This is a genomic window from Embleya sp. NPDC005575 (assembly GCF_040605455.1).
GTDB lineage: Bacteria > Actinomycetota > Actinomycetes > Streptomycetales > Streptomycetaceae > Embleya.
The window spans coordinates 16,151-39,315 of the sequence record NZ_JBEXCV010000043.1 but is presented as its reverse complement, the minus strand read 5'-3'; the positions used below and the strand labels follow the sequence as shown (position 1 = coordinate 39,315).

Below are 23,165 nucleotides of genomic sequence, written 5' to 3'. Positions count from 1 at the left end.
GTTCGATGCTCTGCCGGGCGCAGGCGGAGTGCGGCCAGCCGCGTGGGCGGCCCGGAGCTGCTGGCCAGGCGGGCTGCCGGCGACCACGGGGATGCCGACGGGGCTGGGTGCCTCTTCGGTGCAGTGCGCGCAGGCGGGGGTCGATAGGTGTGCTCTGGTCGCCTCACGGTGTTGAGCGCAACGACCGTGCCGGGGTGTCGGCCGCTTGGCGGGGTCCGGGCACGGTCACGGGCAGCAGGTCGAGCCGCTTGTCCATGTCGAGACGGAAGGTGCCGTACGGGTTGACGTTCGACCAGAACAGGGCGGTAAGGCCCCGCCGGTCCTCGTCCGACAACTTCTTCGCCCAGGCCGGTTCGGCAAGAACCTGCTGGAGCAGCAGGGTGTTGATGTGCACGAGACTCGACTGGAGCAGGTGGAGCGCGAGCATCGAGGTCTCGGCGTGCTCCTTGTCCGGGCCGGTCAGGGCGCCGTCCTTGCCGTAGTGCAGGACGGTGTTCGCGCTGTTCCAGTTCTCCACGACCTGGAGGCCACCGTGGATCTCGCGGCGCAGGCCCGGGCTGGCGAGGTAGTCGCACGCGAAGATCGTGCGCACCGCACGGCCGAGTTCTTCGAGCGCAGCGTAGGTGGGGTGCTTCGGACCTCCGCGGGTGAAGCGCCGCAGCACCTGCTCGGCCTCCGCCGTCCCTAGGCGCAGGGCGGTGGCGTACTTGACCATCTGGTCATACTGCTGCTCGATCAGGTCCCAGCGGATCGGCCGAGTCAGCGAGCCACCGAGGGCCGGCCAGCCGGGCGGGGTGTCGTCCGGGCGGTACAGGCGAATGCTGCCGATGTTCTTCAGCCGGGGTAGCAGGCGGAAGTTGAGCAGCTCGGTGAAGGCGAACCCGACCACGCTCGCGCCGTGCGTGTCGACATAGTTCGACTCGATCTCGGCATCCGTGCAGTGCCGCAACAGGCCCTCGATCATCGCCGCGACCTCGGACGACGAACAGGACTTGAGCTGGGAGTAGATGCAGACGTTCTTCCGCTCGACGTGCCAGTAAATCATCACGCCGTTGCCGCCGTAGCGGGCGTGATACTCGGTCATGAAGTTGCTGGACCAGGACCCGAACTTCTTGGAGTCCGACGCGCACGCCGTTCCCCGGCCCCACCATGACGTATCGCGGGCGGTAAAGGTGACATTCACCAGCTTCGTCACGGCGGCCCGCAGGTTGTCGACCGTGATGAAGTGCTTTCGGACGTGCCGCAGGGCGGCCTCGGTCTCGCCGTGCTCGCCGGTCGCCACGATGGCACGGATGCCCATGTTGGTGCCCAGCGCGAAGAGCGCCAACAGGAGGCGGCGCTGGAGGGTGGCTCGGTCGATGCGCTCGTACGCGGCGACTGAGGCGAACTCATCCGTGAAGCCGGCGTCGAAGTCAGCGTTCTTGAGCACGTCCAAAAGGTCGAGCACGCCCCAGCGGCGTACGACCTCCTCCTTCAGGGCCGCCAAGCCGGTGGGCTCGTCCAGCTTCTCCAACTTCGGCACGGTGATCCACGGCTCGCCCTTGCGGGTGGTGACCTTCACCCCGCCCGCCGAGCCGTCCGCGAAAGCGGCGGACAGCCGGTCCAAGCCGGCCGTCATCCGCTGCTTCAGACTCCGGATGAACTCCTTAGGGTCCTGGGGCTGGCGGATCGCGGCGTAGTGCACGGTGCGGGTGGCCTCGAAGTCTCCGGGCAGGTCGTCCTCTGCGTTGCGCCAGCGCAGGCCGCCCTCGATGTAGATCTCGCGGCGCCGGATCGCCTCACGCAGCGCGACCAGGACGCACAGCTCGTACGGGATGCGCTCGACCTTGCCCTTGTCGTCCACGACGGCCTCGCGCCAGTCCTTGCGTACGACGCCATCCATCGGCACCTCGTCGGCGGCGTCGTAGAAGCGGGTCTTGCCGTCGACCTCGGCGTACTTCTCCAGCAGCTTCATCGCGTCCATCACCGGCCGGTAGGCGGTGTTGTTGCACTTGAAGCCCAGCGTCTTCAGCAAGGGCGGCAGCATCTGCCGGTAGTACGAGCTGTACGAGGAGCGCAGGGTTGTGCGGACCTTGGCCTTGAAGACCTTCTCGTTCGCCTTCGCCTCCGCCACCAGGTCGCGCAACGTCTTCTCCCCGACCACCGGGTACAGCGCTGTGCGCACCACCTCGTCCGGCTTGCCGATCGCCGCGTCGGCGAGCTTGAAGAGGATGCCCTCCTTGCCCCGGACCTTCTTCAGCTCCGCCGTCAGCTGCCTCTCCACCCGCCGCTCGGCACGGGCGTTGATCTTGTGGACCAGAGCCACCAGCAGCTCAACCAGCGCGTCCGTGATCTCTGCCTGGCGGGAGGAGCACAGCGCCGCGAGCAGCGTGATCCGTACGTCCTCTGCGGTGTCGCGGAAGTCCGAGGGGTACATCTTGATTGCCCGCGCCCGCCACGCGGCCACCATCTTCTCCGAGCAGCCCGCGAACAGCCCCTCGGGAAGGCCGAGTCTGCGCACGCCGTTCAGCTTGGTGATCTCGGTCAGCAGCGAGTCCAGACCGACCGCGCCCGGATCGCGCTTGAGCGCGGCCAGCAGGGCGGCGCCGTCCTCGTTGTCTTCCGCCACCAGCGCCAGCAGGCGGGCCGTGGCGACGTCACCGAGGCGCTCGATGGTGCGCGTACAGAACGCCCGCTCCCACCGATTGCGGGCCGCCACCAGCACCTTCTCCACACGGGTACGGCCCGGCGGCTCAATCCGCTCGACACGGCACTGCACCAGCAGCGCCGCCCGCTGTCGGTCCTCGACCAGCTCGACCGGGCAGACCTCCGTCGCCATCCACTCCGTCAGGCGTTCCTCGTCCGCCACTGTCGACGGCCGGAACCCCAGCGCATCGCGGATCTGCTTCCGGTGCCGCTTCGCGCCCGCCAAGTCGTACTTCGCGAACTCGGCCGCCAGCACCTTGACCAGACCGGCGACGTACTCGACAGCGGGCTGTGGGAACTCCTCGATGAACTCCGGGAACCGGCCCTCGATCTCGAAGAACTTGAGCATCAGACAGAAGCCGAGCCTGGTCGGGCCGGACTTGTTGGCCACCAGGTCCCAGTCACCATCCACCAACGTCCAGCACGCCACCACGTCTTCCGGTGACCACTCCTGCCGCACACCCGCCCCTTGCCGTCGGACCGTCGGTTCACCTGATCACCCCAACGAGGCGCCCGAGCGGCAGGAAACGGCAGACCCGAGCCCCTCGGAAGCTACCGGCGGGTTACTTGCTCCCTGGTGTCCGAGCTAGGACTACGGGGCCGTGTACGCGCCGCCCTGGATCCACACCATCACCGGCAGCCCCGCGCGCGGTCCCGGGTCGGGCGACCAGACGTTGACCGTCAGCCAGTCGTCGCCCACCGCCTCCTGCGACAGCTCGGCCATGCCCAGGGCGCCGCCCTGCGGAGGCGGCGGCCCGTACGACACCGCCTCCCGCACCCCGTCCCAGCCCCGGACCGGCCGCGGCGCGGCGAATCGCAGCGCACCGACGGGCGGCTCGGCGAACGGGATGCCCCGGAAGACCGCGACACCCGCCTCCCGAGTGCCGCGTACCGCTCCGCCCGGCGCACGGACTTCGGGCCGACCCTCGAACGGCTCGGATGCAACAGTGGTCATCACGACTCCCTCTCGGGACGGTGGAGCGCGACCACGGGAAATCGTGTCGGTCCCGCACGCCATTCCGCATCATCCCGCCGCACCGGAGATCCGCGCCGGCCATTTGAGCCGCACGACGCACCGCGGCGATCGGGCCGTCGCCACCACGGGCCTTGCCGCCCTGGCCGTCGGCCAAGCCCACACCGGGAACCTGGCCGCAGCCGAGCAGAGCGCCCTCCGCGCCAGGGACGCCGCCGCCCCGCTGCACGACTTCCTCCGGATCGGCACCGCGGCCTGGGGGCCGGCCCGCATCCTCGCGCTGCGAGGCCGGTCGGACGAGGCCGAGACGATCCTGGGCGAGCTGCAGCAGGTGATCGACGAGGCGTCGACCGCCCCGTGCGTTCCCGGCTGGTCCGCGACGCGCGCCCAGCCGGCCCTGTGGCGTGGCGCCGCGACGGAGGCGTTGCGCTGGTGCGAGCGGGAACGGCACGCGTTCACCCCCGACCTGCTGCTCACCCACACGGCGGCGCTGCGCCTCGCCGGCGATGCGCCGGCTGCGCGGCTCAGGCTGGAGCAGGCCGAGGCATCCCCGACTCTCGCCGCGATGCCACAACTCAGGTCCGTGGCCCTGGCGGAGCGAGCCCATCTGACCACGCCCGAAGATCCGACGGCAGCGGCCACGTTGCATCGTGACGCGCTGCGCATCCGACTCCGGCACGGCCTGGTCCTCGGCTGCATCGACAGCCTGGAGGCGCTGGCAGCGCCGGCCGGCACACCCGAGCGGGTCGGACTCCTCCTGGGCGCAGCGGACCGGGCCCGCCGGGACACCGGCTACTTCGCCGCACGACCGCCTCTGCCGGATGAGCCCGTATTCGCCATGGCGCTGGACCGATGCCGTGCGTTGACCCTGGACCGGGCGGCGGAGCGAGCCCTTGGGTCGGCGACCTGCGAACCCACGCCGAACCACGCGGCGTTCAGGTCTCGGTCACGGGCAGCACGGTGGACAGGCGCACGGCCGGGGAGCCCATCGACGCCGACACCTGACCCCCGGCCACCCACATCCACCCCAACAACGACGCACCCCGCCAACCGTCCCTCGACGGCCAAGGTGTCGGGCCGCTGCGTGACCTACTTGTCGAGCTTGGCGACTTGGCCGGCGCCGACCGTGCGGCCGCCCTCGCGTTGAGCGCCGAGACCGCGACCACCGGGGCGTCCGAGGCAACCGCGAGCACCATCGAACCGGGTCAGTCCAGGCAGAACTCGTTGCCCTCGGGGTCGGCCATCACGATGTGGCCCGCGCCCAGCGGCGGGGCCGGTTCCTCGCGACGTACCCGCTTCGCCCCCAACGCGACGAGCCGCGCGCACTCGACCTCCAACGCCGCCATCCGCTCCTCCCCCTGCAGCCCGGGAGCCGCACGAACATCCAGGTGCACCCGATTCTTGGCGACCTTGCCCTCCGGGACCTGCTGGAAGAACACCCGCGGACCCTGCCCCTCCGGATCCTCGATGGCCGAGCGCGTGTTGCGCTGCTCCTCCGGTACGCCGATCCGCGCCAGGAAGTCGTCCCACGCGGACAGCGGGTCGACGCCCTCGGGCACATCGACTCCCGGCGGCCCGGGGTGGACGTAGTCGAGCACGTCTCGCCAGAAGGACGACAGCGCCCGCGGGTCGTGGGCGTCGAAGGTGACCTGCATGTGGCGGCTCATCGATTTGCTCCGTTCGTAATGGCGACCCGACGCTTCCAGTGGAACTCCCACGGGTTGCGCAATGTGCGATTCCAGTCGAGCTCGTCCGCGTTCATGGACATGGACCCACCCTGGCACTCCATGCGGACGGTATCCGTCCGCCATCTCTGCCAGGGTGAACGACATGGACGCGGCAAGCAGCAGCGACGAGCGGCGTACGACGGAGCGAGTCCTCACCCTCCTCGGCCTGCTGCAACAGCGCCGGGCCTGGACCGGCCCCGAACTCGCCGACCGCCTCGGCGTCACCGCACGCACGGTGCGGCGCGACGTCGAACGACTGCGCACACTCGGCTATCCGGTACACGCCGACCCGGGCGTGGGCGGCGGCTACCGACTCGGCGCGGGCACGGACCTGCCGCCACTGCTCCTCGACGACGAGGAGGCGATCGCCACCGTCGTCTCGCTCATCGCGGGCGCCGCCGGCGCGGTCCCCGGCGCCGGCGACGCCGCATTGCGGGCCCTGACCAAACTCGACCGCGTGCTGCCCACCCGGCTACGACACGAGGTACGGGCGCTCTCGGCCGCGGTCGCATCCTTCGGCGCCGGCCCCACGCCGATCGACCCCCAAGTGCTCATGACCCTGGCCGGAGCCTGCCGTGACGAGGTCGAGGCCGGTTTCGACTACCCGTCCGGGAACGAGGTACGACGGCGACGGGTCGAGCCGTACCGTCTGGTCGCCTCCGACCGCCGCTGGTACCTCCTCGCCTTCGACCTCGACCGCGACGACTGGCGCAGCTTCCGCATCGACCGCATGACCGACGTGGCCGCACGCACCTGGCGCTACCAGCCGCGCGCGGCCCCCGACGCGGCCACCTACGTCCAAGAGGGTGTAGCCGGCCGGGTCTACCCACACCGGGCGCGCTTCCTCGTACACGCCTCGGCCGACACGGTCCGCGCACAAATCTCCGCGTCGGCGGCCGTCGTACGACCGCGCGGAGGCGAGCTCTGCGAGGTATTCAGCGGCGCCGGGACCCTCGACGCCATCCTCATGCACGTACTCCTTCTCGGACACGACTTCGAGGTACTGGACCCTCCCGAACTCGCGACACGCGCTCACGCGCTGGCGCGAAAACTGCTCTCGGTCGGCACGACGACCCCACCGGAACCACCGGACGCACAGAAGTCCTGAGCCTCGACCGGGCGCCACCGCGATACGTTCCTCGGCGCGACCATGCAAGGCGCTCGATCTGCTACCGCCGAAGCTCCAGTACGTCGGCGATCACGCAGCTGACGTTGTCGGGGCTGCCGAAGTGGTCGGCCAGGGTGATGAGTTCGCGTACGGCGTGTTCGGGGTCGGCGACGGTGGAGACAATGCGGTGGATGTCCTGGGAGGGAACGACCGAGGACAGCCCGTCCGAGCAGAGCAGGTATCGGTCTCCGGCGCGGGCGTCGTGCAGGTGCATGTCGGCGGTGGCCTCGGCAGTCCCGGTCAGGGCTCGCATCAGCAGGGATCGCTGTGGGTGGGACGCGGCTTCGTCGGCGCTGATCCGGCCTTCGTCGACCATCGCCTGCACCAGTGTGTGGTCGTGGGTGATTTGGAAGAGTTCTCCGCTGCGCAGGAGGTAGGCACGGGAGTCGCCGATGTGGACCAGGGCCAGTTGGGATCCGGTCCACAACATCGCGGTCAGGGTCGTGCCCGGCTCCGGGGCGGTGGGGTCGGCGGCGGCGAGGGCGTGCACGGCCTGTCCGGCCTGTTCGATGGCATCGCCCAGGACGTTGAGGAGTTCGCCCGCCGGGATGTGCTCGGTGTCCAGGCGCTTGAGAACCTCGACGGCCGCTGCGCCGGCGGGAGCGCCGGCGGGGCCGAAGCCGTCGGCCACGGCGAGGAGTCGGGGTCCGGCGTACGCGGTGTCCTGGTTGCCGGCACGAACCAGGCCGGTGTCGGACAGCGCGGCGTAGCGGATGTGCAGGGGTTCGGCGGCCGTTGGCATGGCTGGGTCCTTCCGGGACAGGTGGTCGAGGAGGACGTTGGCCAGGTCGCGGCGCGCGGCGGTGTCGGCTTCGATCTGGGCCCAGTACGTACGGACTTCCCGGGCCGCCGCAGCTGCCTCCAGTTCGCACACCCGGTGGATGCGCGTCAGCGGCATTCCGAGCCTGCGAAGCCACGCCACCAGGCGGGCCCGCTCCAGTTGCTCGGGGGCGTAGAACCGGTAACCGGTGGTCGGGTCGACGCGGGCGGGGGGCAGCAGTCCGAGCTTGTCGTACAGGCGTAGCGCCTTCGGCGACAGGCGGGACAATCTCGCGAACGCCCCGATGGTCAGCAGCGTCATGGCCACCCCTCCTCGTGCCGGTACGTCGTCCGGCTTCATCGATGCTGGGGCTTGCCCCCGGGTGAAGGTCAATCGGTGTCCGGACCGAACCGGTGCCAGGCCGGTTGCCGTCGGAGCGCGTCCGCAGTAGCTCAGCCGGGAGAGGCGGCGATCCGCACGCGGTCGCCGGCGCGGTCGGAGAGGAACGAGGCCAGTTCCCGCCCCTGTTCGGCGACGGCGGTGCGGTCTGCTCGGGAGAGGCGGCCCAGCGGGGTGACGACCACGGCGTCGGTCTCGACGGTCCAGGTCGCGGCGACGCGGCCGTCGACCAGGACGACGCGTGCGCCGGCCACCGACAGGCCGCGGTGGGCGTCGTCGATGATCCGGGTGCGGTCACGGTAGCCGAGGATCGCGTTGTCGAACGCGGGCAGGAACCGTACCGGGGCGGGCGTATCGGGGGCGGGGCGCGGTGCGTCGGGGAGGTCGAGCAGTTCGCGGCCCTGTTCGTCGCGGAAGGTGACCAGTTCCTCACGAACGGCGCGGACCGCGGCCGGGAGTCCGGAGAGGCCGCTCCAGGCGCGCAGGTCGGCGGTGGCAGCGGGGCCGAACGCGGCGAGGTAGCGCCGTACCAGCGCCTTGCCCACGGGATCGGAGCCGTCCGGGGAGGGCGGATCGATCTCGCGGCCCAGCCAGGACGAGAGTCGAGCGTTCCGTACTCCTGCCCTGGTGCGCCAGAGCCCGCGCGGCGGCAGCTGCGCCATCGGCACGAGGGCGGCGACCAGCATCTCTCCCAGTGCGCGCGGTTGTGGTGTGGGCCAGTGTTCGGCGACGGCGCGGGCGAGTTCGGTCATCGTGCGGGGTTCGCCGTCGGTCATGATCGCCCGGCCCGCTGCGGCGAGTTCGTCGAGGTCGACCCCGTCGAGGTCGCTGCGGTAGGTGCCGAGGACACGTTGGCGCAGCATGGTGTCGTGTCGGGCGCGCCAGGCCAGGGCGTCGTCGGCGGTGACGAGATGGACGGTGCGGCGCATCAGGTGAGTCCGCACCACGCGCCGCTCGACGAGCAGTTCGGAGAGCGTCACGGGGTCGAAGGCGTGCAGCCGCGACCAGAGTCCGACAAAGGGTTCCTGCGGTTCCTGCGCCTGCAGACCGGCGAGGTGGGCGACGGCGTCGAGGACGGGGAGGTCGGCGCGATCGAGAAGCAACTGCCGGGCGAGCGTGGCGCGGTTGAGCGTGCGGGTGTCGAGGACGGTCGTCGGAGTCATGTCGCGGCACGCTCGTCGGTCGCCGAGGTGCGCGCGTCCGGCTGGCGGGCCCGCTCGTGGTGGTGGTCGTCGGTGTGGTCGTTCCGGTCGTTCTCGTTCTTCGGCACGAGACGACGATCCCAGCGGAAGCGGCCAGGGAGTGTCCTCTACTCGAGGGAGAATGGAGGCATGCCGAAGACCTCAGCGCGACTGCTCTCGCTGCTCTCGTTGCTCCAGGCACGCCGGGACTGGCCCGGCGCGCTGCTGGCCGAGCGGCTGGACGTCAGCCCGCGCACCGTACGTCGTGACGTGGACCGCCTGCGCGAACTCGGTTACCCCATCGTGGCCTTCAAGGGGCCCGACGGCGGCTATCGGCTCGGCGCCGGCACGGAACTGCCGCCGTTGTTGTTCGACGACGAGCAGGCCGTCGCCCTCGCCATCGCACTGCAGATCGCCGGCACGGCCGGAGTCGGCATCGAGGAGGCCGCGGCCCGGGCACTGACCACCGTCCGACAGGTCATGCCGCCGCGGCTGCGCCGCCGGATCGACATCCTCCGGATCTCCGCCGTCCAGCCGCCCACGATGCGACCGGACTCGCCGGTCGACAGCGGTGTACTCATGGCCCTGGGCGCTGCGGTGCACGCCCGCGAGGTACTGCGCTTCGACTACGTCCCCGCAGCCGCGACGGCGGCCGGCGCAGACGACCGAGCCCAGTCCCCACCGCGCCGCGCGGAACCCCACCACCTGGTCACGTGGGGCGGGCGCTGGTACCTGGTGGCGTGGGACCTCGACCGCGCGGACTGGCGTACGTTCCGCGCGGATCGCATCGCCCCGCACATCCCCACCGGGCCCCGCTTCACCCGGCGCGAGCTGCCCGGCGGCGACGTGGCCACCTTCGTCGCCGGCCGCTTCCGGGACTCCGACGGCTCCGGCGACTGGCCCTGCCGCGGCGAGGTGCTCCTCGACCTGCCCGCCGCCGCAGTCTCCGGCTACGTCCGCGACGGAATCGTCGAGGAACTCGGCCCGAACCGTTGCCGGCTCGTCCTGGGCTCGTGGTCCTGGCCCGGCCTGGCCGCCGCCGTCGGCGCATTCGACGCCGACATCGAGGTTGTCGGCCCGCCCGAACTCAGGGATGCCTTCGCGCGCTTGGCCCGCCGCTATGTCGACGCCGCCTCCGACCGACCGACCGCGCGGCACCCGACCGTCCCATAAGCCGAGTTCGCGTCGACCACGGATGGACGGCAGGACGGCCGAAGTTCGGCCGGGATCGACACTCGCGCGCTTGCGCCGACCACCGTGGGGTCCGATCGGCGTGGGGTCAGCCCCGCCACCAGTCGTCGAGCGGGGTGACCGGGACGGTGCGCTTGTGGCGGGTGGCGCGGTGGATGGACTCCAGCCTTTCCGCCACCTCCGGGGTGACGTCGAGACCTTCGAGGTAGTCGTCGATCTGGGTGTACGTCAGGCCCAGTGCCACCTCGTCGGGCAGTGCGGGTCGGTCGTCCTCGAGGTCGGCGGTGGGCACCTTCTCCCAGGCGCTCGGGGGTGCGCCCAACTCCTGGAGCAGCAGCGCGCCCTGGCGCTTGGTCAGCCCGGTCAGCGGCGTGATGTCGACGCCGCCGTCGCCGTACTTGGTGAAGAAGCCGGTCACCGCCTCGGCCGCATGGTCGGTGCCCACGACGAGCAGGCCGAGCTGGCCGGCGATCGAATACTGGATCACCATGCGTTCGCGCGCCTTGATGTTGCCGCGCACGAAGTCCCGCAGCCCGGGGGCGTCATCCGACAGCTCCGCCAAGCCGAGTGCCACCTCGGCGGCGGCGGCGTCCGCGCTGGGCTTGACGTTGACCGTGATCGAGCGATCGGGCCGGATGAACTCCAGCGCGATCTGCGCGTCGTGCTCGTCGGCTTGTACGCCGTAGGGCAACCGTGCCGCGACGAACGTGGCCTCGTGCCCCTCGGCCCGCAGTTCCTCGGCCGCGAGTTGGCACAACCTGCCGGTCAGTGTGCTGTCCTGGCCGCCGCTGATCCCGAGCACGTAGCCCTTGGCCGGGGTCGACCTCAGGTAGTGCTTGAGGAAGTCGACCCGTTGCCGAATCTCGACCTTGGGCACGATGGTCGCCTTGACGCCGAGCTCGGCAAGAATCTGCTCCCGTGGGTTCACCATTCACGTACTGTACCGGCCGGCCGGAATCAGCCTGCGTAGTGACCAGGCCACGGCAACCGGGCCCTCCCGGAACAGGGCTTCGCACCGGATTTCGCGAGGCGACCTGGCCGGCCCGGCAATGACCGGGGGTGCAGGTGTCGTGGCAGCCGCGACGGCGGATTTCGGGCGCACCGGCGGGCGTGCCCGTACGGGATCCGCGGCCGGTTCCCGCACGGCCCGGCACGCCCGCCGTGGTGGGCCGGCGATCAGCGTTGGGTGTTCGGCGACGTCACGATGCCGGCCGCCTTCTGTGTCGGGCCGTCCACGCTATGACCCACGCCGGACGGGTCGATGTGGGCGAGCCGGTCCAGGAGCGGGGGCCTGTGGGCATCGGCGTGCGCGGCGGCGGCCGATCCCAGCGTCAATACGGTCGCGGCCAACGCGGTCGCCGTACAGATTCGGCGCATGGGAATTCCTTCCAAGGATGCGGAACAAGCCTCATCACGCCAACGATCGACCGGCCGCCGGGACACGCACCCGACGACGGTTCGGGCGGCTTCTTCACGGTCCGGGCGGCTTCTTCGCCGAGTCGACGGCAGCGCATGGGAGCGGACACGGCGCGCGGGAACTCCTCGCCAGGACGCCGCCGGTGGAACTCCATACCAATTACGGCATGAGACGCTTTCGATATAGGCATTTTATCGGTATGTCCTGATCGAACAGGCTGCCTGTGCTTGTCGGGCACTGCTGACCGGGAAGGAAGTATCGGACATGCCGACCGTGACGTGGGGCACATACGCGATCGACCACGACATGACCGTAGGACACGAGGGCTGCGGTCGACCGCGGTTCCTGGTGCCGGACGGCGGCGGGTGTCAGCTGCCCGAGGCCGTCGCGCGCCCGATGGCGGAGTTCGCACGAGGTGCCGGCGCATGACGGACGCGGCGGTGGACGCGGAACTCGTCGAGGTCGCGTTCGACGCGCGGGCGACGGTGGGACCGGAGCGGTTCGCGCGGTTGATGGAGCGCTACCGCGCGGACTCGGTGGCGGCGGTCACCGATCTGCCGGGTGTGGCGGGTGTGGTCTACGACGTCGCGAGCGGGGAGCGGCTGGACGTGTGGGGGCCCGGCTCGGCGGATGCGCCACGACCGGTGTTCGTATTCGTACACGGCGGCTATTGGCGGGCGTTGTCGCGTGGGGAGTCGGCGTTCGGAGCGCGGATGTTGGCCGAGCACGGTGTGGCGACCGTCGTGCCGGACTACACGCTCGCTCCGGGCGCGACCCTGGAGGAGATCACCCGGCAGGTGCGCGCGGCGATCGCGTGGGTGTACCACGAGGGGCCGCGGCATGGACTGGATCGTTCGCGGGTGGTCGTGGGCGGCAGTTCGGCAGGGGGTCACCTGGCCGCAATGACGATGGTCGACGGTTGGCAGGCGGAGTTCGGGCTGCCCGAGGACGTGGTCGCGGCCGGGTTTCCGATCAGCGGAACGCGGGCACGGCGCGGGGCCGCGACCCGCCGACCCGGGGGCGCCGACTCCGTGACTGCGGTCACGAAGTCGGCAGGCACCCGGTCGCCGGTCACACAGTCGGCGTCACGGAGTCGGCGGGCACACAGTCGCCGGTCACGGAGTCGGCGCGTGGACGTGTTCGGCTACCGCCCGGGTCGGGACGCGGAGCCAAGGGCGACGGCGTGCGTGTTGAAGGCGCGGATGCGGGCGGTTTCGTGCGAGGCGCGCCAGACGAAGCCCCAGGCGATCGGCGGGGCGTCGGAGAAGGGGATGTAGGTGATGTCGGGGCGGCTGTAGAAGCGGGTCACCTGACCGCCGACGGTGAAGGTGCCTTCGCCGGCGCCGACCATGGCCAGAGCCTCCTGGAACGAGGCCACGCGAGGGCCGTGCTCGATGGGCCTGCCCAGCGGAGTGGCTGCCGGAATGCGGTCGGCGGCGATCGCGGGGGGTGCGTTGGCGGGCATGCGCAGCAGGGTGACGCGGGCCAGGTCCTCCAGGCTTACCCGGGATCGGGTGGCGAGTCGGTGGCGGGAAGAGACGGCCAGGTATCGGGGTTCGGTCCACAGGACGGGCCCGGCGACCATGTCGGGTTCCTCGATGGGTCGGGTGTTGAGAACCATCTCGGTTCGGTGCTCGCGCAGTTCGGTGAAGGAGTTGTCCATCTGGAGCTCATGGATGAGCACCTCACCGGTGGGATGTGCGGTGCGGTAGGCGCGGGCCGCCTCCAGGACGAGCGCGCCGGCCGCGGCGCTGAGAAAGCCGACCCGCAAGGGACCCTCGAAGCCGCGGGCTGCCATGATCGCGCGCTCCAGGGCTGTTTGCACCTGTTCGTACCCGGGGCGCAGGTCCTGCTCGAACCGTGCGCCGATGGTGGTCAGGCTCACGGATCGGCTGGTCCGGTCGAACAGGGCTGCTCCGACGCGGCGTTCGAGCCTGCTGATGATCTGGCTGATCCGGCCCGTGGACACGCCCAACCGCTCCGCCGTGCGACCGAAGTGCAGTTCCTCGGCAACCGTCAGAAACGCCTCGATCTCGTATCGTTCCACGCAGGCCCCCGTCCCGATCGTTGAGTGCTGCTCAACAATAGTTGATCTTGACGTCCTTGTTCGGGGCCGCTGCCGGATCGATCGTGGAGGAGCACATTCGCAACGACGAACGGACGTGACATGACGCTGAGTTCGAGCAAATTCCTGGTGCTGGGCGGTACCGGCAAGACCGGGCGCAGGATCGTGGATCTGCTTCGCGCGCGCGACGCCGACGTGCGGGTGGGCTCGCGCGGCGCCACCCCGGCGTTCGACTGGGAGAACCCCGCGACGTGGGCTCCCGTACTGCAGGACGTGCACGCGGTCTACGTGTCGTTCTTCCCGGACCTGGCGGTCCCCGGAGCACCGGCGACGATCCGGGCCTTCACGGAGGTGGCGACGAGCGCTGGTGTACGGCACCTGGTGCTGCTGTCCGGGCGGGGCGAGGAGGAGGCCCAGGCGTGTGAACGCGTCGTGGCGGACTCGGGGATCCCGTGGACCGTGTTGCGGGCGAGCTGGTTCAGCCAGAACTTCAGCGAGAACTACCTGATCGAGCCGGTCCTGGAAGGCCGGGTCGTGCTGCCGGTCGGTGACGTCGGCGAGCCGTTCGTCGATGCGGACGACATCGCCGAGGTCGCCGTCGCCGTACTTACCGAGGACGGGCACCAGGGGCGCACCTACGAGCTGACCGGACCGCGTCTACTCACGTTCGCCGAGGCCGTCGCGGAGATCGCCGCCGCCACCGGGCGCTCCATCGATTTCATGTCCGTGGGCGCGGACGAGTACGCCAAGGCGCTCGAGGAGGCCGGCCTGCCCTCCGGCGACGTCGACTTCCTCCTCTACCTGTTCACCACGGTCCTCGACGGGCGCAACGCGCACCCGGAGGACGGCGTCCGCCAGGTCCTCGGCCGCGCTCCGCGCGACTTCGCCGACTACGCGCGAGCCACCGCCACCGCCGGAATCTGGAACCCGCCCGCCTCGTAGACCGGCCGCACACCGCCGGCTCCGGGGCAGCCCCCTCACCCCGGAGCCGGCCTCGGGGCCGGCGGCGGGGCCGGTTCGGCTGCCGGCCCACAAAGGGAGGCGCGTTGACCACGACTCATCGATACCGGGCGCCCCCCAGCGAACCGTCCCGGCGCTCTACCGGTCGTGGTCGCGGACGCGGTCCATGATCAGGTCGCCGGCCCGGGCGAGGACCTCGGCGCGGGTACGGCCCTGGTGGTCGGCGGCGAGGCTGTGGTGTCCGATCGCCACGCAGAAGGCGATCAGGCCGCGGGCCTCGACCTCGTCGGGGTCGGAGCAAAAGGTGCCGAACATTTCGCGGAGCAGGTCCATGCGTCGGTTGTCCACGCGTCGCAGGCGTACCGCGACGGCCTCGTCGCGGCGGGCCCAGTCGCGGACCGCGAGGTCGATGGGGAGCAGTCGATCGTCGGAGAAGGTGAGCTTGCCGGCGCGCTGGGCTTTGGTTCTGGGGTCGCCGCCTTCGCGTTCGACCCTTTCGATCACTTCGTCGGTGCTCTCGTGTTCCCAGGTGTCGAGCATGGCCTCCAGGAGCGCGTCGCGGTCGGCGAAGTAGCCGTAAAACCCGCCCTTGGTGACGCCGAGGCGCTTCGCCAGCGCCTCGATCCGGACGGCGTCCGGGCCACCGTCGGCCAAGGCCCGCAGACCTTCCTCGACCCATCTGTCGCGCGGCGTGCGAGCAGCGCCCACGGTGTCCCACCTCACTCTTCCATCCGGATATACGCAACCGCATATTCGATCTTGCCTTGTCTTATACGCAAGCGTATAACAGGTGAGGAGACATCATCCCACCGCAGCAAAGGCGGCAGCAGCCATGAAGCGGGTTCGCACAGCCCACGCCGATCAGCCCTGGCGGATCCACGAGTTCACCCGCGACTTCCGGGTCGAGGACGTATGGTCCTATCGCACCCCAGGCGCCGGGCCGGACGACTTCCCCGCCATGCTCGCCGCGATGCGCACCGGCGGCGGATTCGCCAAGCAGGCTCCTCCGGTCCGGTTCCTGTTCGCGGTGCGCTGGAAGCTCGGCGCCCTGCTCGGTTGGGACAGGCCAACGGCGGGCCTGGGGGCGCGGGTTCGGCCGCTGCGCGACCGTCTCCCGGACGACCTCGCCAAAACCGTGGACGTCACCGAGACCGGCGGCACCCCGTTCACCCCGATGTACGAACTGGCCGACGAATCCGCTCGCGAACTGGCCAACAAGACCTGCCACACCGTGATGCACCTGGGCTGGGTGCCCTCCGGCGACGGGGACCACGAACTACGGATGGCCGTCCTGGTCAAGCCCAACGGCCGCTTCGGGCGCCTGTACATGGCCGTCATCGCGCCGTTCCGCTACCTGATCGTCTATCCGGCCCTGACCCGCCAGTGGGAACGCGCCTGGCGCGAACGCACCTTCCCGCTCCCCGAGGCCGCCGACCCCCGCCCGTGACCACCGCCCCCCAGCGCACCAGGACAGCCGCGACGGTCCGACGGCCGGGGGCCGCCGACGCGGCTTACCGAATCTGCGGGGCAGCAAGTACCCGCAGCCGTGGCGATGTTCAACACCCATACCGTGGGGCGCCGCCTGGCGCGCGTGGTCGTGGGAGAGAATGCCACGCATGACGACTTGAAGAGCACCGGCCGGGCGGCAGCGCTGGATCAAGGTCACGACCTGGGACACCGTCGAGGACGGGGATCGACGAGCCTGCGCCGCGTGCGGAACGACTGTGCGCACCTACCAATACCGTCACTACCCACCCGAGTCCACGATGTTCGAGCGGTGCATCGGCCTGGCGTGGTGTTCCGGGTGTCGGATCTACCTCGGCGCGATGGTGTACATCCCCCGCGCACGCCGGCTCGTCGACGTCCTGGCATCGCTTCCTGCGGACGAGCGCGCTCGGCTGCTCCGCAAGGAGATGGCACTGATCGACCACCTCGACCGCCACGCCGGCGGGTGACCCACGCCCGCCGGCGCCGGCGTGCGGGCCTTCCTCCGCATCGAGCAGCGGATCGTCCCCGAGGAGGTCCCGCCCACCCCGTACAACGGTCCCGGCCGCATCGAACGTCCCGGAACGCGCGCGCCCGGCATTCTGCGGCGCGCCGGCCCGAATGTGCGACGAGTGGACCCCGGGGCCTGGTTGGGTAACACCCGGCTCCGTGATGCTGTCGTCAGCCGGACGAGAGCGGCGCTTCCTCCTCGCTCCGGCGGGGGACGCCCAGCGCCAGGACTGCGGCGTCGTCGTCCAGGCCCGATCCGAAGGAAGCCAGGAGGTCGGTGACCGCGTCCACGGCGGCACGGGCGCCCGCGGGGGCCAAGGCGGTGGCGAAGTCGAACAGGGCCTCCTCGCCGTAGCGGTCGGACTTCGATCCCGGGACGCGAGCCTCGGTGAGGCCGTCGGTGTACAGGAGCAGCGTCTCGCCGGGTTCCAGGCGCATGGTCGAGGTCGTGAAGTGCGCGTCCGGGAGGGCTCCGACGAGTTGCCCGCCGGGCGTGGGCCGAAATTCGGCGCCGCCGTCGGCGCGCAGGAGCAGCGCGGGTGGGTGGCCGCCCGCGGCGAGCACGATGGTGCAGCCGTGGGCGTCGGGGGCGATCCGACCGGCCTCGGCGCCGATCGGGCCGAGATCCGGGGTGATCAGACCGAAGATCACCGTGCAGAAGCGCGGGTCGTCCCCCTGGTATTCGTGGTTGAGGACGGTGTTGAGGTTGCGCAGCACCGCGACCGGGTCCGCGTCGTACACGGCCGCCGCGCGCATCGTGTAGCGCACGAGCGAGGTGACGGCCGCGGCCGCGACGCCCTTGCCGCACACGTCGCCGAGGAAGAACCCCCATCGGCCGTCGGCGAGCGGGAACAGGTCGTAGAAGTCGCCGCCGACCCGGTCGGCGGAGGCGATGTGGTAGTACGCGGCCACCTCCAGGCTCGGGACCCGGGACAGGGTCGGGGGCAGCAGGGTGCGTTGCAGGGTGGTGGCCAGGCGTTGCAGGCGTTCGCGTTCGGCGTCGGCTTCGCGGTGGGCGCGCATCAGTTCGACCTCGTACGCGCGCCGATCGCGGGCGTCGGTGATCGTGGTGCGGATCAGCAGGGGCTGGCCGTCACCGCCCGTCTTGACCAGGGAGGTGACCAGGACCGGCAGGCGGGTGCCGTCGGCGGCCTTCAGTTCGAGGGCGACGCCGCCGATCTCGCCCTGCATGGTCAGCAGCGGCGCGAAGTGTGTCTCGTGGTAGAGCCTGCCGCCGACGGTCAGCAGGTCGGCGAAGCGACGCCGGCCGACGAGTTCCTCGCGGGTGCACCCGAGCCAGTGTGTCAAGGTGGCGTTGACCTTGACGATCGTGCCGTCCAGGAGCGTGGACAGGTAGCCGCAGGGTGCGTTTTCGTACAGGTCCTCGGCGCTGTCCTCCAGCAGGGCTGCGAAGGCGGCGGCGTCGCCGTCCGGCGGACCGTCCCCGCCCCCCGTCCCGCCTCCGTCCGGCTCCGATCCGGACGCGCACATCATCGTGCGCTCGCGAAGTCGACGATGGCTTCGGCGGTCGCCTCCGGAGCGCTCAGCTGCGGGCAGTGGCCGGTGGCGTCCAGCGTGACCAGGCGGCTGCCCGGGATCCGTTCGTGGACGAATCGGCCCACCTCCGGCGGGGCGATCGCGTCGTGGCGGCACTCGATCACCAGGGTCGGAGTACCGACCTCGGCCAGGTCGGCGCGGTTGTCGGACAGGAACGTGGTGTGCGCGAACACCCGGGCCATCTTCGGGTCGGTACGACAGAAGCTGTTCGTCAACTCCTCGCCCAGTTCCGGGCGTTCGGGGTTGCCCATGATCACCGGGGCCATCGCTGCAGACCAGCCCAGGTAGTTGCTGTCCAGCGAGTCCAACAGTTCCTCGATGTCCGCGCGGCTGAAGCCGCCTCGGTAGTCGCCGTCGTCGATGTAGCACGGCGAGGGGGTGAGCAGCACCAGACCGGCGAAGCGATCGGGCTCACGGATGGCTGCCAGGACACCGATCATGGCGCTCACCGAGTGCCCGACGAACACCACGTCCCGCAGCTCCGCCTCCGCACAGACGGCCAGGACATCGTCCGCGTAGCCCGCGAGAGTCGCGTACCGCTCGGGGTCCCATGCGGCGGGGTCCGACCGCCCGGCACCGATATGGTCGAATCGCACCACCTTGAAGCGTTCCTCCAACGCGGGCAGGACCAGTCGCCACATGTTCAGGTCGCAACCGAACCCGTGCGCCAGCAAAAGGACGGGACCGTCCTTTTGACCCGACACCAGCACATGATTCCCGCTCCGAACACGCATGCGACCATGGTCGCACTCCTCCCGCGACCAGCCACACCATCCACACGCCGGACACTGCGTGGGACGCCCAACCGACGACCTGTGCCGCACCCGCGCGAGCGCTTTCCCCCGCTCCGGGTGCGTCCATGGGTCGGCGGTGTTCAGGGCCCGCGCATCCGGAACAATGGCCGAAACAGTCGCGCGTGTCGGGGAGGGGTGGAACAAGTGCCACGGACGCCTTCGGCCAACGAGGAACTGCGTGAGCGCTCGCGCCGGCGCATCCTCGACGCCGCGCTCGTTGTCTTCGCCGAGCGGGGCTACACCGAAGCGACCATCTCCCAGATCGCCTCCCGCGCCGAGGTCGCCAGGGGCCTGATTACCTACTACTTCTCGACCAAGGACGAGCTACTGGAGGCGTTGCTGTCCGAGGCGTTGCAGGTGATGTACGGGGCGGTCGCACCGTCGGCGGGCGAGCGAACCGCCGACGAGCGACTGGCCGGGCTCATCGACCGGACGCTGCAGGGCGCGGCGGCGAGCGTCGATGTGCAACGGCTCCTGTTGTCGCTCATGTTGCAGCCGGCCACCCGAGCAACGTACGCCAAGGCCGAGCAGGCGAACCTGGCCGCGCTGGAGGAGGCCGAGGATGGCATCCGGGCGATCTTCGCCGAACGCGGCGCGGTCGACCCGGGCGCCGAGGAGGCCACGCTCCGAAGCGTCCTCGAAGGCGTGATCTTCAAGCTGGCCGTCTACCCCGACACGTACCCGCTGGCCGCGGTCCGCGCCCGCCTCTTCCGGATGTACGACCTCCCGGTGGCCGACCCGGCCCCACCCCGCCCCGCGGAGCGACTGCGCACTTCGGGTCCCTAGCGTCGGGACCACGGAGCGTGTCGCGCCCGAGGACATCGTCATCGGTGCCCGGCCGGACTCGTGGGATCTGTGGATCGGCCGGGGCGATCGGCCACCCGGCCGAGTGTGAAGGCCGTCGGCGCACCGGCGCGAGGCGCGTGCACCGGTCCGCAGGCGGCCCCGGCGTCGTTTGGGCGCCCGGCCGTCGGGCACGCCGCAGGTGTACGGTCCGTCCGACCGTGGGAGGTGACCGGAATGGCTGCGTTGACGGAGTCCGTCGATGTGGACGTCCCGCTGCACACGGCGTATCTCCAGTGGACCCGATTCGAGGACTTTCCGCGGTTCATGGACGGGGTCGAGGAGGTGGTTCGGCTCGATGCCCACCACCACTACTGGAGGACGTTCACCGGGGAGACGACCCGCGAGTTCGGCACCGAGACGGTCGAGGAACTGGCGGACGAGCGCCTGTCGTGGCGCACGGTCTCGGACGAACCCCGGCAACACGCCCTCGTCACCTTCCGGGCGGTCGACGCCGCCCACACCACGGTGAACGTCGTCACCGAAATCGAACCCGAAGGACTCGCCGAAACGGACGCCGCCGCACCACCGTTCACCCAGGGGCGGGTCAAGGGGGACCTCCTGCGCTTCAAGGAGTTCGTCGAAACCCAAAGCGAACACGGCGACATCTGACCGACATCCGACACAGCCGCGTTGCCCCGGACCGACGCCGAACCTCCCGGACGCCGATCCTGCCGATCACCAATCCTGCCGATCACTAACGGTCGGCGACCGGCGGCTCGGGCGGTTCCGAGGATGCCGACCGGTCCCGGCGCAGGTCTGCGCCTCGGGGTTGGGCGGTGGGTTCGGCCTGCCATTCGTGCGCGGCGGCGTATCGAGCCGCGCGCCCGCTCGTGTCGTACCCCCCCTGTACGCGGGCCGCGGAACGGCGTCGCCGCATCCGCATCCGCATCCCGGTGACGATCAGCGCCAACGCCGCACAGAACAGCAGGGCCAAGGCGAGGCCGGCCAGGAACGCCGCCAACGTATTCAGGGTGACCATGTCCTGGTCGAACATGCTCACCGTGTACTCGGGACCCCCGGAGGTGTTGTACGCGACGAGCAGGGCCGCGAATGCGGCGCACACCGTCGCGAGGAGGAGTCCGATGACGATCACGACACTCACATCCGTTCTGCCTGGTGCGGCGCCCTCCCGGTCAACGCTACGCCCGTCCCGGGCCGGCCGGAGGGTCCGCGGTCTGCTTGCGGCGCCGCGTCCCGGCGGGAGCGCGAGCCGCCGACGCCGCCGGTCCTACACGGGCTGCGGCTCGGGCTCCGGCTCCGGTTCGGGGCTGGGCGGTATCGGGGACGGGGGCGGCTCGGGCACCGGATCGGGATCCGGCAACGGTGACGGCCGCGGCGGGCGGGTGTCCGGGTCGACCGGCATGGGAATGGTCATCGGATTCTCTCCCTCGGGTCGCTCGACCAACGGCCTACCCGGATCCGCCATCATGATTCATTCACGCCGCGAAGTCGGGCACCGACCGCTCCGGAACCGGGCGAGGCGGACACCGCGGGGATCACGCCGCCTGCAAGCACCGCCGTACGTTGACGTGCGGAGAGTCGGTGGGTGACCGGGTAGTCCTCGTTCTTCGTGGCGTTGTGCACGGTCGTCGGCGGTGACCCGGCGCCGTCGCCGTCCCGGTCGAGGGTCGAGCGCAGGCGCGTCAACAGCAGTCGGTCGCCCTGGTCGATCCGATCGTGGTCTCCGGGGTCGGCGAACTCCAGGGGCAGCACACCGAAATTGGCGAGGTTCTGCCAGTGGATGCGCGCGTACGACTTGGCCACAACGGCGCGCAGGCCGAGCAGACGCGGGGTGATGGCGGCATGTTCGCGCGAGGACCCCTGACCGTAGTTGTCGCCGGCGACGATCAGATGCGCGCCTGCCCGGCGGGCGCGATCCGGGTAGTCGGGGTCGATCCGGGTCAGCGTGAAATCGGCGAGGCGCGGCAGATTGGAACGGTACGGCAGGGCCTGCGTGCCGGCGGGGCTGATTTCGTCGGTGGAGACGTTGTCGCCCATCTTCAGCAGGACGGGGACATCGAGTTCGTCGGGCAGCGGATCGAGTGCGGGCAGCGCCGAGATGTTGGGGCCGCGTACCAGTTCGACCGCCTTGGGCCGCCCTGGCGGCAGCGGTGCTTCCAACATCGCGTCGTTGACCGAGGCGTGTTCGGGCAGGGCCACCTGCGGCGGGTCCACCCCCTCGTCGCGCGCCCACGCGGCCGGATCGGTGATCACACCGGTCAGCGCCGAGGCGGCGGCGGTCTCGGGCGAACACAGCCATACCGAGTCGTTCGAGGTCCCCGAGCGGCCGGGGAAGTTGCGTGGGAACGTGCGCAGCGAGTGACGCCCGGTCGCGGGGGCCTGGCCCATGCCGATGCAGCCCAGGCAGCCCGCCTGATGGATCCGTGCTCCGGCGGTGATGAGGTCGAACGCGGCTCCCGTGAGCAGGAGGTCCTGGAGTACCTCGCGCGAGCTGGGGTTGACGTCGAAGCTGACCTCGGCGGAAGTGTTGCGGCCCTTCACCATCGCGGCGCAGACGGCGAAGTCGCGCAACCCCGGGTTGGCCGACGAGCCGACGACGACTTGGCCGATCGGGGTGCCGGCGACCCGACGGACCGGAACCACGTTACCCGGCGAGCTCGGCATGGCGATCATCGATTCGAGAGTGGACAGATCGAGCCGGTCGGTGAGGTCGTAGCAGGCGTCGGGGTCGGCCGCGATCGGCTGGAAGTCGTCTTCGCGGCCTTCCGCGCGCAGGAACCGAAGGACGGCGTCGTCGGCGGGGAACACGCTTGCGGTGGCGCCGAGTTCGGCGCCCATGTTGGCTATGACGTGGCGGTCCATCGCGGTCAGGCAGGCGAGCCCGGGTCCCTGGTACTCCAGGATCCGGTTGTGTGCGCCCTTGACGCCGTGGCGGCGCAGCAGTTCCAGGATCACGTCCTTGGCGCTGACCCAGTCCGCCGACTCGCCGTCCAGGTGGATGCCCCAGATCTGCGGCATGGTGAGGTGGAACGGTTCTCCGGCCATCGCGAGGGCGACGTCCAGGCCGCCGGTCCCGATCGCGAGCATGCCCAGCGCGCCGCCCGCGCAGGTGTGCGAGTCGGAGCCGAGCAGGGTCGCGCCGGGCACGCCGAAGCGCTGCATGTGGACGGGGTGTGAGACGCCGTTGCCGGGCTTGGAGTACCACAACCCGAACCGCTGGGCGGCGGAGCGCAGGAACAGGTGATCGTCGGCGTTGCGTTCGTCGGCCTGGGCGATGTTGTGGTCGACGTACTGCGCGCTCAGCCCGGTGCGGACACGGTCCACGCCGAGCGCTTCGAGTTCCTGCATCACCAACGTGCCGGTGGCGTCCTGGCACAGCGTCTGGTCGATCCGCAGGGCGATCTCCGTGCCGGGGACCATCGAGCCGTCGACCAGGTGTGCGGCGATCAGTTGTTGGGCGATGCCGAGCGGATTCGTCATCACGTC

Annotated in this window: 21 protein-coding genes and 2 pseudogenes; 10 read left to right on the top strand and 13 right to left on the bottom strand. The window is 70.6% G+C overall.

Annotated elements, in window-relative coordinates; translation table 11 throughout:
• Positions 1–163: 163 nt before the first annotated feature.
• Together ABZS54_RS17035 and ABZS54_RS17030 are read right to left on the bottom strand one after the other, a co-directional pair.
• On the bottom strand, positions 164–3,145 hold the full coding sequence (locus ABZS54_RS17035; RefSeq protein ID WP_355535799.1) for a Tn3 family transposase: 2,982 nt from the start codon (positions 3,143–3,145) through the stop codon (positions 164–166).
• Positions 3,146–3,289: 144 nt separating this feature from the next.
• Positions 3,290–3,640: pseudogene (locus ABZS54_RS17030) on the bottom strand (carboxylesterase family protein); the annotation flags it as partial.
• Between the two features lie 43 nt (positions 3,641–3,683).
• Here ABZS54_RS17030 and ABZS54_RS17025 point away from each other — a divergent pair.
• Positions 3,684–4,805 carry a hypothetical protein gene (locus tag ABZS54_RS17025; protein ID WP_355535796.1) on the top strand — a complete coding sequence of 374 codons (1,122 nt, stop codon included), beginning with the start codon at positions 3,684–3,686 and terminating at the stop codon, positions 4,803–4,805.
• A gap of 58 nt (positions 4,806–4,863) precedes the next feature.
• On the opposite strand, the gene ABZS54_RS17020 is transcribed toward ABZS54_RS17025, so the two are convergent.
• Positions 4,864–5,325 carry a VOC family protein gene (locus tag ABZS54_RS17020; protein ID WP_355535793.1) on the bottom strand — a complete coding sequence of 154 codons (462 nt, stop codon included), beginning with the start codon at positions 5,323–5,325 and terminating at the stop codon, positions 4,864–4,866.
• Between the two features lie 163 nt (positions 5,326–5,488).
• Between ABZS54_RS17020 and ABZS54_RS17015 the strand changes: the two genes are divergently transcribed.
• On the top strand, positions 5,489–6,493 hold the full coding sequence (locus ABZS54_RS17015; RefSeq protein WP_355535790.1) for a YafY family protein: 1,005 nt from the start codon (positions 5,489–5,491) through the stop codon (positions 6,491–6,493).
• A gap of 61 nt (positions 6,494–6,554) precedes the next feature.
• Here the strand turns inward: ABZS54_RS17015 and ABZS54_RS17010 are convergent, their stop codons facing one another.
• Both ABZS54_RS17010 and ABZS54_RS17005 read right to left on the bottom strand, forming a co-directional pair.
• Complete coding sequence (locus tag ABZS54_RS17010; RefSeq protein WP_355535787.1) at positions 6,555–7,634, bottom strand: MerR family transcriptional regulator; 1,080 nt, start codon at positions 7,632–7,634, stop codon at positions 6,555–6,557.
• Positions 7,635–7,765: 131 nt separating this feature from the next.
• Positions 7,766–8,875: a winged helix DNA-binding domain-containing protein gene (locus ABZS54_RS17005; protein ID WP_355535784.1), complete on the bottom strand. Its 1,110-nt coding sequence runs from the start codon at positions 8,873–8,875 to the stop codon at positions 7,766–7,768.
• A 168-nt stretch (positions 8,876–9,043) separates the two neighbouring features.
• Here ABZS54_RS17005 and ABZS54_RS17000 point away from each other — a divergent pair, with 168 nt between their 5' ends.
• Entirely contained in the window at positions 9,044–10,066 is a 1,023-nt protein-coding gene (locus tag ABZS54_RS17000) for a WYL domain-containing protein (RefSeq protein ID WP_355535781.1), read from the top strand.
• 106 nt (positions 10,067–10,172) lie between these two features.
• Here the strand turns inward: ABZS54_RS17000 and nadE are convergent, their stop codons facing one another.
• Positions 10,173–11,015: an ammonia-dependent NAD(+) synthetase gene (gene nadE, locus ABZS54_RS16995; protein ID WP_355535778.1), complete on the bottom strand. Its 843-nt coding sequence runs from the start codon at positions 11,013–11,015 to the stop codon at positions 10,173–10,175.
• Positions 11,016–11,260: 245 nt separating this feature from the next.
• On the bottom strand, positions 11,261–11,461 hold the full coding sequence (locus tag ABZS54_RS16990) for a hypothetical protein (RefSeq protein ID WP_355535775.1): 201 nt from the start codon (positions 11,459–11,461) through the stop codon (positions 11,261–11,263).
• A gap of 304 nt (positions 11,462–11,765) precedes the next feature.
• Between ABZS54_RS16990 and ABZS54_RS16985 the strand changes: the two genes are divergently transcribed.
• Positions 11,766–11,930: a hypothetical protein gene (locus ABZS54_RS16985; protein ID WP_355535772.1), complete on the top strand. Its 165-nt coding sequence runs from the start codon at positions 11,766–11,768 to the stop codon at positions 11,928–11,930.
• Positions 11,927–12,778 carry an alpha/beta hydrolase gene (locus tag ABZS54_RS16980; RefSeq protein ID WP_355535769.1) on the top strand — a complete coding sequence of 284 codons (852 nt, stop codon included), beginning with the start codon at positions 11,927–11,929 and terminating at the stop codon, positions 12,776–12,778. Before ABZS54_RS16985 ends, ABZS54_RS16980 begins: the two co-directional genes overlap by 4 nt.
• Here the strand turns inward: ABZS54_RS16980 and ABZS54_RS16975 are convergent.
• Positions 12,751–13,548 (bottom strand): annotated as a pseudogene (locus ABZS54_RS16975) (LysR family transcriptional regulator); the annotation flags it as partial. The gene ABZS54_RS16980 and the pseudogene ABZS54_RS16975 overlap by 28 nt on opposite strands.
• A gap of 120 nt (positions 13,549–13,668) precedes the next feature.
• Between ABZS54_RS16975 and ABZS54_RS16970 the strand changes: the two are divergent.
• A complete protein-coding gene (locus ABZS54_RS16970; RefSeq protein ID WP_355535766.1) occupies positions 13,669–14,508 on the top strand; it encodes an NAD(P)H-binding protein in 840 nt (279 codons plus the stop codon).
• 156 nt (positions 14,509–14,664) lie between these two features.
• Here ABZS54_RS16970 and ABZS54_RS16965 read toward each other — a convergent pair whose 3' ends face one another.
• Entirely contained in the window at positions 14,665–15,234 is a 570-nt protein-coding gene (locus tag ABZS54_RS16965; RefSeq protein WP_355535763.1) for a helix-turn-helix domain-containing protein, read from the bottom strand.
• A 124-nt stretch (positions 15,235–15,358) separates the two neighbouring features.
• On the opposite strand from ABZS54_RS16965, the gene ABZS54_RS16960 reads away from it, so the two are divergent.
• Together ABZS54_RS16960 and ABZS54_RS16955 are read left to right on the top strand one after the other, a co-directional pair.
• Positions 15,359–15,973, top strand: coding sequence for a DUF2867 domain-containing protein (locus tag ABZS54_RS16960; RefSeq protein ID WP_355535760.1), 615 nt, complete (start codon positions 15,359–15,361; stop codon positions 15,971–15,973).
• A 277-nt stretch (positions 15,974–16,250) separates the two neighbouring features.
• On the top strand, positions 16,251–16,481 hold the full coding sequence (locus tag ABZS54_RS16955; RefSeq protein WP_355535757.1) for a hypothetical protein: 231 nt from the start codon (positions 16,251–16,253) through the stop codon (positions 16,479–16,481).
• Positions 16,482–16,692: 211 nt separating this feature from the next.
• On the opposite strand, the gene ABZS54_RS16950 is transcribed toward ABZS54_RS16955, so the two are convergent.
• Together ABZS54_RS16950 and ABZS54_RS16945 are read right to left on the bottom strand one after the other, a co-directional pair.
• Positions 16,693–18,012, bottom strand: coding sequence for a SpoIIE family protein phosphatase (locus ABZS54_RS16950; protein ID WP_355535754.1), 1,320 nt, complete (start codon positions 18,010–18,012; stop codon positions 16,693–16,695).
• Entirely contained in the window at positions 18,012–18,812 is an 801-nt protein-coding gene (locus ABZS54_RS16945; protein ID WP_355535751.1) for an alpha/beta hydrolase, read from the bottom strand. Before ABZS54_RS16945 ends, ABZS54_RS16950 begins: the two co-directional genes overlap by 1 nt.
• 204 nt (positions 18,813–19,016) lie before the next feature.
• On the opposite strand from ABZS54_RS16945, the gene ABZS54_RS16940 reads away from it, so the two are divergent.
• On the top strand, positions 19,017–19,658 hold the full coding sequence (locus tag ABZS54_RS16940; RefSeq protein ID WP_355535748.1) for a helix-turn-helix domain-containing protein: 642 nt from the start codon (positions 19,017–19,019) through the stop codon (positions 19,656–19,658).
• 234 nt (positions 19,659–19,892) lie between these two features.
• On the top strand, positions 19,893–20,327 hold the full coding sequence (locus ABZS54_RS16935) for an SRPBCC family protein (protein WP_355535745.1): 435 nt from the start codon (positions 19,893–19,895) through the stop codon (positions 20,325–20,327).
• A gap of 85 nt (positions 20,328–20,412) precedes the next feature.
• Here the strand turns inward: ABZS54_RS16935 and ABZS54_RS16930 are convergent, their stop codons facing one another.
• Entirely contained in the window at positions 20,413–20,811 is a 399-nt protein-coding gene (locus ABZS54_RS16930; RefSeq protein ID WP_355535742.1) for a hypothetical protein, read from the bottom strand.
• A gap of 332 nt (positions 20,812–21,143) precedes the next feature.
• Complete coding sequence (locus ABZS54_RS16925) at positions 21,144–23,159, bottom strand: aconitate hydratase (protein WP_355535739.1); 2,016 nt, start codon at positions 23,157–23,159, stop codon at positions 21,144–21,146.
• Positions 23,160–23,165 lie beyond the last annotated feature (6 nt).